Raw genomic sequence first — 12,012 nt, 5'->3', positions numbered from 1 at the left:
AAAAGGCGGTTCTTTTGAGCCGCCTTTTTCTTTGAGTGAATGTTTGAAAGGCGAACTAAACCTTTAACGCCTCTAACCCCGCTCTCATTTCAGTTGATATCGGCACGGGGCGCCGAGTGTTTCTATCGACATAAACATGCGTGAACTGGCCTTGGGCAGCGCTTGTTTTGTCTTCGTTTTTGAATAACCCAATTTCGTAAATCACGCTGGAATTTCCAAGATGTACAACGCGAAGGCCGGCATGAATGATGTCCGGAAACCCTGTCGGTGCAAAGTAATCACAATTTGTGCGTACAACTAAACCAATGGTTACGCTTGTCTCAATATCCAGCAGCTTATTTTGAATTAAATATTCATTCACTACCGTATCAAAGAAAAAATAATACACCGAGTTGTTAACGTGGCCATAGACATCATTGTCATTCCACCGCGTTGGAATTTTTAAATAATGCGGATAGGATTCGCGGTAGTTAGGGGTTGGGCGGCTCACAAAATGCTCTCATAAATTTTAACGGTGGCATCATAGGTCATTTCGCGCGGATTATTTTGTAAAACACGATCCTTTGCCATGGCGTCTTTTGCCATCATGGGTATTGCGTCGGCAGGTATATTCACATCGCTCAAAGTAAGCGGGACTGCTGTTTCATGTTTAATTCGGATCATATCGTCGATGAGGGCAGAACTGCTATCGCCAAGACCCAAGCTTTGCGCGATTTCGCCATACCATTTGTCGGCTTTTGGCTGATTATATTTTAGAACTTCGGTCAGAACGAGCGCATTGGACAATCCGTGCGGGACGTGAAAAAATCCACCTAGAGGATAGGCTAGGGCATGAACTGCGCCTACTGGAGCATTTGAAAAGGCTTGCCCCGCCAACATCGCACCGATGAGCATAGTTTCGCGGCAATCTAAATTCTCAGGCTCGTTACAGCTTTGAACAATAGCGTTTCGCAGTTTACTTAGAGCCGTCAAGGCAAGGGCGTCTGATATTGGGTTCTTTTGTTTTATAGATGTATAGGCTTCGATAGCGTGAACCATCGCATCTATACCTGTTGCCGCGGTAATTGATTTTGGTAAGCCTACGGTGAGCGCGCTGTCTAGCAGAACGCGATCTGCATAAAGTGCATCTGCCACCACGCCGCTTTTTTCCGTTTCACCTGTCGTAATGATGGCCACATTGGTGACTTCAGATCCAGTGCCTGCTGTTGTCGGAATGAGGAGGAGCGGGAGGCTTTTGCCAATGGCCATACCTACGCCGTAAATTTTATGAATAGGCTGCGGATTTGCAACGAGGTAAGCAATGACTTTGGCCGTGTCCATCGGACTTCCACCGCCAAACCCAATGATAAGGTCGGCTTGAAAATCGGTGACGGCTTCAATGCCTTTTAGAACAATAGATTCCGGTGGGTCGGCAACCACATCGTCAAAGACCATAACCTGATAACCCGCATCCCTTAAAGAGGCTAAGCCCGGCTCCATTAGTCCAAGAGATACAATGCCTTTATCTGTTATGACTGCAATGCGTTTGTTGGGGCATAATCCATCAACATAAAAATCAAGCTTAGCGGCTCCCCCATTTTCTATGCGAATATCAGAGACCGTTTGGAAGGAATGCGCTTTCATAAGGGTATTATGCCAAGCCTATCGATGCTTGTCATGTGGTTTGCACGAATTCCTGTTCACGTAGGCACTACAAAAATGAATGTGCATTTTTAAGGCCCAATTATTTTGGCCATATAATGTTGATTGTTTTTCCGCCAATAGGTGACAGATAACCTCAGAGTTGATAGCGATAAATTCGTAAGAGTTACACAAATAGTAACGGGGAAGCCAAGATGAATGAAAGCGCCAAAACCTATTCCGTACCGTCCGAATTTTTAGAGGCCTCTAATATTCGTGCAGAGCAATATGCGTCAATGTACGCCGCGTCTCTTGCGGATCCAGAAGCCTTTTGGGGAGAGATGGGCTGTCGATTGGATTGGATAACGCCTTATACAAAAGTCAAAAATGTTTCGTGGGATAAAAACGATCTGTCTGTGAAGTGGTATGAAGACGGTGTTTTGAATGTTTCCGTAAATTGTATTGATAGGCATCTTGATGCGCGCGGCGATAAAACGGCTATTATTTGGGAGGGTGATGAGCCGTCTGACAGTCATAGCTATAGCTACCGCGAACTTCATCGTGAAGTCTGTCGCTTTGCAAATGTATTGAAAGCTATAGGCGTAAAAAAGGGCGATCGAGTCACACTGTACATGCCTATGATTGCAGAGGCCGCTTTCGCTATGCTTGCTTGTGCGCGTATCGGTGCAGTCCATAGTATTGTCTTTGGCGGTTTCTCGCCCGAAGCGTTGGCAGGGCGCATAGTAGATTGCGATAGCACAGTCGTTATCACTGCTGATGAAGGTTTGCGCGGGGCAAAAACAATCCCATTAAAGGCCAATTGCGATGCGGCTTGTGATATCGCGGCTAATGCAGGAAAACCTGTCGCCAAAGTACTCTGTATTAAGCGTACAGGCGGAGACGTAGCTTGGGATACAGGCCGTGATGTTTGGTATCATGAAGCCGTAACGTCAGTTTCGGATGATTGTCCGGCTGAACCCATGAACGCTGAAGACCCTCTCTTTATTCTCTACACGAGCGGCTCTACTGGGAAGCCTAAAGGCGTATTACATACCACAGGTGGGTATCTCGTCTGGGCGTCTATGACCCATGAATACGTCTTCGATCTGAAAGAAGAGGATGTTTATTGGTGTTCGGCTGATGTTGGCTGGGTAACAGGACATACATATATTGTTTATGGCCCGCTGGCGAATGGCGCCACGACCGTGATGTTTGAAGGCATACCTACTTATCCTGATGCTTCGCGCTTTTGGCGGGTATGCGATAAACACAAGGTGTCATTATTCTATACGGCGCCAACGGCCATACGCGCCCTCATGCGCGAAGGAGACGGCCCTGTAAATGCAACGGATAGGTCGACTTTACGTGTTCTCGGTACAGTCGGCGAACCCATTAATCCCGAAGCGTGGGAGTGGTATTTCAATGTTGTAGGCGGGGGACGTTGTCCGATAGTCGACACATGGTGGCAAACTGAAACAGGCGGCGCAATGATAGTTCCACTTCCAGGGACGACACCCATGAAGCCAGGTTCAGCTACTTTACCCTTCTTTGGCGTTGAGCCCGCTTTGGTTGATGCTGAGGGAAATGAGCTCTCTGGTGCCACAGAGGGTAATCTTATTATAAAGCAAAGCTGGCCGGGACAAATGCGAACCGTCTATGGCGATCATAAGCGATTTGCGGATACATATTTCTCTGCCTATCCGGGATATTACTTTACTGGAGATGGGTGCCGCAGAGATGAAGATGGTTTTTATTGGATTACGGGGCGCGTAGACGATGTGATAAATGTCTCCGGTCACCGCATGGGAACGGCAGAGGTCGAAAGCGCTTTGGGGTCACATGCTGCTGTTGCGGAGTCAGCAGTCGTTGGTTTTCCGCATGATATTAAAGGGCAGGGTATTTACGCTTATGTTACATGCGTCGCCGGGCTTGAGCCTGATGAAGCCCTACGAAAGACTCTCATTCAGCATGTGCGTAAAGAGATTGGGCCGATAGCGACGCCAGACAATATTCAATTTGCCTCAGGACTACCCAAGACACGTTCCGGTAAAATTATGCGACGCATTCTAAGGAAAATCGCCGAAAATAACTTTGACAATCTTGGCGATACATCAACGCTTGCTGATCCGACTGTAGTTGGCGATTTAATTGAGAACCGCCTAAACCGATAAGCTGTGCTCGGGCTCAAACCGAGTTAAATCGCTTATCAAGTCGTCCGCCAAGGATAAGACTATGTTTGGGTCTGTGCCGCGCTGCATTTCAAGTTTCAAAACTGTGATGCAGGATTGAAACCTTAAAGCTAATCTGTCGGTATCTGCCGATTGTGGGATTTCTTGTTGCGCCTTAGCAAGCTCAAAAGCGCGTGTGAATTCGGCCCTCATTTCATCCATATAGCGTCTGGCATCTTGCGCTATATTGGTTTCTTGTTCAGTGGCCCCCATTAATGTCTTTGTAAGCATACAAGAAAAGCAGGGGGCATCATCTTTTGATGGCTTTCCAATAGCCCTTAAATAGTCAGAGAGCCAAAGAATTGGCGAGGTTGATTGCGACAGGCCTGAAGTAAAACCTTGCCTACCCATGATAAAATAGAGCTCTAAGGCCGAACGGTAGAGCTGTTCTTTGTTTGTAAAGGCAGCGTAAATACTACCAGGCTTCATGTTTAATGCGGATTCTAGGTCTTTCAGAGACGTTGCATGATAACCTTTCAGCCAGAAAACGCGCATGGCTGCCTCAAGGGCGGTATTACGGTCATAGGGCCGAGCATAAGTTTTAGCGCGCTTTGTCATATGTTATGAATAAGGACAGATTTATTGTCTGTCACCCATGATAACGGGGTGCATTATCACATTTGAGTGAACGCTCAAATTTGCTGTTGAGTGTTTACTCAAGCCTACCTACCTAAAGCGCATCCGAGAACGGACAGAGTTTAACAAATAGGAGAAATCCATGACTGATTTCACAATACATACAGAAGAGACCGCACCAGAGGAAAGCCAAGAGATTTTGGCTGGGGCGCAAAAACAAATGGGCCGTATTCCTGGGCTTTATGCCGTCATGGCAGAGGCACCAGGTTTATTGAAATCTTATAAATATTTAGGTGATCAATTTGGTCAATCTAGCTTTGATAAAGATGAGCTGACAGTAATTTGGCAAACCATCAATGTAGAACATGAATGTCATTATTGCGTGCCTGCCCATACAGCGATTGCGAAAAGCATGAAGGTCGACGACGCGATTACAGAGGCGCTCCGCAATGAAACACCGCTTCCAAATGACCGTTTAGAAGCCCTTCGTACATTTACATTACAAGTCGTTCGGGGTCGCGGGAATGTCGATGATGCCGCTGTTCAGTCATTTTTAGAGGCTGGATTTACAAAGCGTCAAATTTTAGAAGTTGTTCTGGGCGCCGCACAGAAAGTCATTTCAAACTACACCAACCATTTAGCTGAAACACCTTTGGATGAAGCTTTCTCCCCATTCAAATGGGAACGGTCTGCTTAATGACTTAATCAGCTCCGGAGCATTAATTGTTCCGGAGCTCGCAATTTGGAGGAAATTAATTTCAGGGTTGTTATTCACGCCTTTTCTTATATCCAAAAGACTGGATATGAAATGCAATCATAGGGCGGAATATCGCATGATATGTAAACGATTTACGTGTTTTCTCATTTCAATTTTTGGCATTTTATTTCTGCCATTTCAGGCTCAGGCCGAAGTCACTTTGACTTTTTATAGCCATAACTTTGGTTCAAATTATCCGCATGCTTTTGTGGAAATTAAAGGGAACTTAGAGACAGGTGAAGTTATAGAAGAAGATTTGGGCTTTACACCGGCGTTTGTCGGCCCGAATGTTTTATTGGGTTCTGTAAAAGGTATTATTAAGGGCGTGACAAAAGGGTATAAAGAAAACTCTGACCCACATTTCGCAATTGTCGTAAGCGACGAAACATATCATGAAATTAAAAGCTTTACCGAAGATTGGCTAACATCTCGGAAAAAGAGCTATAATTTAAATAAAAGAAATTGCGTGCACTATATCGGTGCGATGCTGAACCTCGTCGATATTAAGACCAATACAGAGTCACGTTATTTCAAGAAGCCAAAGAGTTTTTTGAAAGAAACCTTATCGTTAAACCCCAAGCTTTTACCAGCAGCCCCTTCAGTGAACGCGGTAATGGATAAGGGGAGCGTCACACAAGAGCCTATATCAATAGCGGATTAAAACTCTCCTCACCTCACTTCGGAACGTAACCGAGTCTGTCCCGTTAAGTTTCTGTATTCAGAAATTCAAAAGGACATTTCATGATAGACCGAAGCGAGATTTTTAACCCTGTGGAGATGGGAGAGGTGACTCTTTCAAATCGCATATTAATGGCGCCGCTTACACGCAATCGATCGCACTCTGACGGCACCCCCAAGCAGTTAGCAAGAACCTATTACCATCAGCGGTCTTCGGCTGGTTTGATTTTCACTGAAGCTACTCAAATATCCGCAATGGCCAAAGGTTATCTAGATACCCCAGGGATTTACACTGAAAAACACATTGAAGAATGGAGAGGCATAACCGACGCAGTGCATTCTGGCGGGGGCTTGATTTTCTGTCAGCTCTGGCATGTTGGGCGTATTAGTCACTCATCATTATTGCCAGATGGTCGAGCACCCTTAGCGCCTAGCGCCATTCAGGCTGATACGAAAACCTTTACGGCTAATGGTTTCGAAGAATGTTCCAAGCCCATTGCTATGACTAAGGAAGACATAAATCAAACTTTGCGCGATTATAAAATAGCCGCTGAATGTGCAAGGAAAGCGGGCTTTGATGGGGTGGAGATACATAGTGCAAATGGATATTTGCTCGATCAATTTCTTCAAGATGGTACGAATAATCGTGATGATGAATATGGTGGGTCTATTGAAAACCGACTGCGTCTTTTAAATGAGGTCATTGATGTCGTGTCGAGTGTTTGGCCAAAGACACGAATAGGTGTTCGGCTTTCTCCATTGGGCCAAGCAGGTGATATAAGCGATAGCCATGCTGAGGCGACCTTTGCGGCGGCTTATAAGGCAATCTCAGAAGCACATTTAGCATATATGCATGTCGTTGAGCAATTTGGTGGTGACGATCAGTCAGGCGAAAGAGCGCTTATTAAACGCCTGCGTAAACATTTCACTGGATTTTATATTGCCAATGGCGGTTATGATAAAGACAGCGCATGCAAGGTAATTGAGAGCGGACATGCGGACGCCGTTACATTTGGTCGTCTGTTTATATCTAATCCAGATTTGCCAGAACGCTTCCGTCTCAACGCTAAGCTTAACACGCCAAATGAAAAGACATTCTATGGCGGGGGCGTCGAAGGCTACACAGATTATCCATTCCTAAATAAAGAAAGAGAGGCTGCTTAATGCGTAGTTTTGTTACCATAAATCCCGTCACTGAAACGCCTCTTAATCGATATGAGCTTTTGAACGATTTTCAGCTCTCTGAAAGTATTGAAAACTGTCACAAGGCGCAGTGTGATTGGAAGCTTAAACCCCTCGAAGAGCGGGCAAAAATTATCAATAATATTGGTGAAACCCTTTTGAAAGAAAAGGCGAATCTGTCTCGCCTCATGACTGAGGAAATGGGTAAGCTCCTATCGCAAAGTGAAGAAGAAATTGAACTTTGTGCCGCTATTTGTACTTGGACGGCCGAGAATGGCCCGAATATTTTGGCTGATGAGGCGCGTGATATTGACGACGAAAAACGGGGTATAATCACATACTCACCTGTCGGTGTTATATACGGGATTCAGCCTTGGAATTACCCAAGTTACCAAGTTGTACGCTACTCTATCTCTAACCTTATGGCGGGAAATGGTGTCCTTCTTAAACATGCCCAAAATGTGACGGGTACGGGAAAGTTATTAGAAGATATTTACGAGCAAGCGGGACTTCCAAAAGGCCTGTTTAAGGCGCTAATTATTTCTCATGAACAATCTGACACAGTCATCACGAATGACCGTGTGCGGGGTGTTACGTTAACAGGCAGTTCTGCTGCGGGACGTCAGATTGCCCAGAAATCTGCCGCTGTTTTGAAAAAGACAGTTTTAGAGCTGGGGTCTAATGATGCCTTTATTGTATTGGATGACGCCGATATCGAACAAGCTGTCGAAATCTGTGTGGCAGGTCGGATTTATAATAATGGAGAAACTTGCATTGCCGCTAAGCGCTTCATTATTGTGGAGTCTGTATATGAGGCCTTTAAGGACGCCTATGTCAAAGCCATGTCGAATTTATCGATGGGCGACCCCATGAAGGATAATGTTGATTTGGGACCAATGGCCCGAAAAGACCTTAGAGACGATTTGCATAAGCAAGTCGAAAATAGCGTAAAGGCCGGAGCGATCTTGTTATGCGGTGGCGAGGTTCCGGATCGGAAAGGATATTTTTACCCAGCGACGGTTCTTGAAAATGTTTTACCGGGACAGCCTGCCTATGAAGACGAATTATTTGGCCCAGTAGCGTCACTAATTAAAGCAGACAACGCAAAGGATGCTCTTCGTATTGCTAATAATAGCCGTTTTGGTTTGGGTGGTGGTATCATCACGCAGGATGAGGCCGCGGCGATTGAGCTCGCTAAGAATTATTTTGATACAGGCATGGTCTTCATCAATACGTTTGGTTTAGCCGTTCCAAACATGCCATTTGGCGGCGTGAAAAACTCTGGCTATGGCAATGAACACGGCGGATTTGGTATGAAAGAGTTTGTCAATGCCAAGTCACTAATCCTCTCTAAATAGAGCGATATAACTTTAATCGTATACTTGATAAGGTCAGCCATGAGGCTGGCCTTTTTATTATTTTGGATGCGTTAATCCGAAAAATTGACAATTTATTCTACTTTTCAACGTCTTAGAGGAATTATTAAAACTATTTCATTATTTTAATAAGAATGAGTTGCAATATTAATACGAGGCTTTTATGAGTGCGACTTATTCGCAAGTGGAGTCGTCGTGTCTATTCAATCTCATATAATCAAACTTCTGGTCACAGTCAGTGTGTCAGGCTTATTAGCCGCAAATGCAGCGGCACAATCTGTCCCAGAAGAGGGCAGTAAAAAAGAAATCATGGATGAAATAGTCGTCACGGCGACAGGTTTTGAGCAAAATTTAAGTCAGGCGCCTGCAAGCATAACGCTTATCCCCCGCGCTGAACTTGAATTACAGCGTGTCAACAGTTTGGCCGAAGCGCTTTCTTCGGTTCCTGGCATTGATATCGGAAATGGAGTTGGCAAAACAGGCGGCGTAAATATTTCAATTCGCGGTATGCCTAGTGATTACTCATTGGTTCTGGTCGATGGCCGCCGCCAAAATGCAGCAGGGAACGTCACGCCGAATGGTTTTGGTGAAACGTCATCGAGTTTCATTCCGCCCGTTTCAGCCATAGAGCGTATCGAAGTCGTGCGCGGTCCGATGTCGACACTTTACGGGTCTGATGCAATTGGCGGCGTTATTAATATCATTACGCGGACGAGCACGGACCGGCTTCGCGCGGATGTAGGATTGGATACAACAATTCAAGGTGATGATGATTTTGGAAATAGTTATAATGGCACGCTATATTTAGACGGGCTGATTGCTGGCGATGTGCTAAGTTTTGCGGCGCGCGGACGCTATTATCACCGAGAAGCCTCTGATTTATCCTACACTGATGTTAATGGTGACCCAATTGAGGTTTCTAAACGTGGTCCCAGCCCCGTTAAGGCTGATATGTATTCAATTGGAGGCCGCGTAAACTATACCCCAAATGACGATCACAAAGTTTGGGTTGATGTCGACTTAGCGCGGCAGACTTATGACAACACAGAGGGTCAGCTTGGTACTCTTGGTGTGCGCGGCTATGCAGAAGAGCTAAAATTTAATCGCGACCAAGTGGTTGTTGCGCATACGTCACACATATTTGGTGGTATATTGGATTCTGACATCACATTGAATTCAACAGAAACGCTTGGCCGCGTTTTGCCTGACGACGTTGCTGGAACCGATCGTCTTCAAGGTGATCCAAGGCAATTAGAAGCGACCAATACGATATTTAATTCACGCTACTTCAAAGAACTTGGAGATCATACTTTCACTGTCGGGGGGCAGTTTTGGCACGCTGAAATGAAAGATGGCGTCGCGGCAGATCCGTTTGAGCATGATCAGTGGGCCGTATTTGCGGAAGACCAGTGGCAATTTGCTGAAAATTTCTCAGCCACAGGGGGTGTGCGTTACGATAATCATAGCGAGTTCGGAGATCACATTAGCCCACGTGCGTATTTAGTGTGGAATGCCACGGATGCCTTGACCTTAAAAGGCGGGGTGAGCAAAGGGTTTAAAACACCACGCCTTGAGCAGATTGCGGATGGAATTGTTGGATTTCGCGGGCAGGGTACAATACCTTTCCTTGGCACACCAACACTTCAACCTGAAACCAGTACAACCTACGAGGCAGGGGCTTATATAAGGGGTGACCATGGATTACAGGCCAACGTCACAGTGTTCCACAATCAGTTTAACGATAAAATAGCGACAGGGCCGACTTTCGCCAATTGTGCCTTTGGTTTGACGCAAGCTGAGTATGATGCCCTGACACCAAGTGACAGCTGTTTAGATTATGGCTATTGGCCAAACGCAGGAAGCTATTCGCAAGACATCAATGTTGACGAGGCTGAAACGCAAGGCGTTGAAGCGTCGATACGTCGTGACATCTCAGACGCCGTCGGAATTTCTGCAAATTATACCTATACTGAGAGTGAGCAAAAGAGCGGACCGAATGTCGGCGAACCCTTAGTCAATACGCCCGCACATCAATTTAATGCCCGTCTCACTTGGGCGGTTACAGATCGCCTTAATACTTGGCTACGGGGTGAATATAGCTCGTCACGTTATCGTGGATTGGGCGATGAGCAAACGCAGCTTGGGGATTATAAAAGCTATACTCTTTTTGATCTTGGTGGCGCTTATGAGGTGTCAGAGAGTATTACGTTAAGTGCTACGATATATAATCTTTTGAACGATGATTTTGTTCGCTATGTTCCGTATTTATCTGATGGTGACACAGCCTATGCAAATGAATATGCCATCAACCAAGAGCCTCGCAGACTATGGATGTCTGTGAATGCTAGATTTTAATCTCTGCAGGCGGGTTAAAGGTTCGGGATTAAATATAGATAGATTGGGGCGACATGCCATTTCGTAAGGTAATCTTTTGGGCGCATTTAGTTGCTGGTGTGGGCGCTGGGGTTTTTATCCTGCTGATGTCAGTGACGGGTGTATTACTTACTTATGAGAAAAACCTCGTAAATTTACTTCGAAATTCGGCAGAGGTGAGTTCTGCCGAAGGGGCAGGGCCACTGCCTATTGATCGATTGGCAGATATAGCCAGAGAGAAGGGCAGGGGCGGCGCTTCGCTCTCTTTGTCGAAAGAGAAGGGTAAACCCGTATTGGTCCAACAAAGGGGGCAGGAGCCACTCTTGCTCGACCCATATAGCGGAGAACTATTGGTCGACCCTAGTCATAAACTTGATGCGTTCTTTCATAGTGTTACACAACTTCATCGCTGGCTGGCGATGGAAGGAGAGAGCCGTAAAACAGGCCGCGCTATCACGGGCGCCTCTAACCTTATCTTTCTATTTATAGTCATCAGCGGACTGTATCTATGGCTTCCGAAAATTTGGCGATGGTCGTTTGTTAAATTAAATCTGTTCTTCCGCCGAAAGCTACCGAATTCTAAAGCCCGTGATTATAACTGGCACCACGTTTTCGGTATTTGGGCGCTTGTACCGCTCTTTTTTATTGTCATTTCAGGCGTTGTTATTTCTTATTCTTGGGCTGGAAATTTGGCCTATACATTGGTCGGTGAAGACGCCCCACAAAGACGCGGTCCGCCGCGGGCTGCGGCTCCTGAAAATAAGAACGCTCCTAATGATAAGCCTGTAATACTTACATCCACCTTACAGGATGCATATGATGTCATTACGGCTGAATCTGACGGGAAGTGGACATCCGCACGTGTCTCTATCCCCAAAAAAGCAGATGCGCCAATTGCGAGTATTACCTTAAATTATGGCAAAGGTGTTGTGGCAGATTACCGAGATACATATAGCTATGACCTCGTCGCTTCGGAGATCACTAAGGTTGCGTCTTCTAAAGAGGCGAGCCGTGGCCGGAAGCTAAGGACATGGTTGCGCTTTATTCATACGGGCGAACAATACGGATTTATTGGCCAGACGATTGCTGGACTTTCTACGCTAGCGGCCTGTTTTCTAGTATATACAGGATTAGCGTTGAGTTTTCGGCGCTTAATTATTCCTATATTCCGTAGAAGACGCCGTAAAGTTTAATGGGATTAAAACTGCCGCCGGGCCGCCGT

General features: G+C 45.8%; 10 protein-coding genes. 7 read left to right on the top strand and 3 right to left on the bottom strand.

Annotation, left to right across the window (positions count from 1 at the left end):
• Window positions 1–55: 55 nt before the first annotated feature.
• Together DES40_RS06685 and DES40_RS06680 are read right to left on the bottom strand one after the other, a co-directional pair.
• Complete coding sequence (locus tag DES40_RS06685; RefSeq protein ID WP_121099851.1) at window positions 56–490, bottom strand: acyl-CoA thioesterase; 435 nt, start codon at window positions 488–490, stop codon at window positions 56–58.
• Window positions 487–1,623, bottom strand: a complete 1,137-nt coding sequence (locus DES40_RS06680; protein WP_121099849.1) for an iron-containing alcohol dehydrogenase — start codon at window positions 1,621–1,623, stop codon at window positions 487–489. Before DES40_RS06680 ends, DES40_RS06685 begins: the two co-directional genes overlap by 4 nt.
• Before the next feature lie 212 nt (window positions 1,624–1,835).
• On the opposite strand from DES40_RS06680, the gene acs reads away from it, so the two are divergent.
• Window positions 1,836–3,791: an acetate--CoA ligase gene (acs, locus tag DES40_RS06675; RefSeq protein WP_121099847.1), complete on the top strand. Its 1,956-nt coding sequence runs from the start codon at window positions 1,836–1,838 to the stop codon at window positions 3,789–3,791.
• Here the strand turns inward: acs and DES40_RS06670 are convergent.
• On the bottom strand, window positions 3,780–4,406 hold the full coding sequence (locus DES40_RS06670; RefSeq protein ID WP_121099845.1) for a TetR/AcrR family transcriptional regulator: 627 nt from the start codon (window positions 4,404–4,406) through the stop codon (window positions 3,780–3,782). The genes acs and DES40_RS06670 overlap by 12 nt on opposite strands.
• Before the next feature lie 160 nt (window positions 4,407–4,566).
• Between DES40_RS06670 and DES40_RS06665 the strand changes: the two genes are divergently transcribed.
• From DES40_RS06665 to DES40_RS06640, 6 genes are all read left to right on the top strand, one after another.
• On the top strand, window positions 4,567–5,121 hold the full coding sequence (locus tag DES40_RS06665; RefSeq protein ID WP_121099843.1) for a carboxymuconolactone decarboxylase family protein: 555 nt from the start codon (window positions 4,567–4,569) through the stop codon (window positions 5,119–5,121).
• A gap of 136 nt (window positions 5,122–5,257) precedes the next feature.
• Entirely contained in the window at window positions 5,258–5,842 is a 585-nt protein-coding gene (locus DES40_RS06660) for a hypothetical protein (RefSeq protein ID WP_121099841.1), read from the top strand.
• 80 nt (window positions 5,843–5,922) lie between these two features.
• Window positions 5,923–7,023 carry an alkene reductase gene (locus DES40_RS06655; protein ID WP_121099839.1) on the top strand — a complete coding sequence of 367 codons (1,101 nt, stop codon included), beginning with the start codon at window positions 5,923–5,925 and terminating at the stop codon, window positions 7,021–7,023.
• Window positions 7,023–8,399 (top strand): NAD-dependent succinate-semialdehyde dehydrogenase, encoded by a 1,377-nt coding sequence (locus DES40_RS06650; RefSeq protein ID WP_121099837.1) that lies wholly within the window; start codon window positions 7,023–7,025, stop codon window positions 8,397–8,399. The genes DES40_RS06655 and DES40_RS06650 overlap by 1 nt, the downstream gene beginning before the upstream one ends.
• 213 nt (window positions 8,400–8,612) lie before the next feature.
• Complete coding sequence (locus DES40_RS06645) at window positions 8,613–10,772, top strand: TonB-dependent receptor domain-containing protein (RefSeq protein ID WP_233345473.1); 2,160 nt, start codon at window positions 8,613–8,615, stop codon at window positions 10,770–10,772.
• A 53-nt stretch (window positions 10,773–10,825) separates the two neighbouring features.
• Complete coding sequence (locus DES40_RS06640; protein WP_121099833.1) at window positions 10,826–11,983, top strand: PepSY-associated TM helix domain-containing protein; 1,158 nt, start codon at window positions 10,826–10,828, stop codon at window positions 11,981–11,983.
• The last annotated feature ends 29 nt before the right edge of the window (window positions 11,984–12,012 follow it).

Source organism: Litorimonas taeanensis, from assembly GCF_003634015.1.
Classification (GTDB): Bacteria; Pseudomonadota; Alphaproteobacteria; order Caulobacterales; family Maricaulaceae; genus Litorimonas; species Litorimonas taeanensis.
The sequence above is the reverse complement of the archived record's forward strand: the minus strand, read 5'-3'. Positions and strand labels throughout refer to the sequence as shown.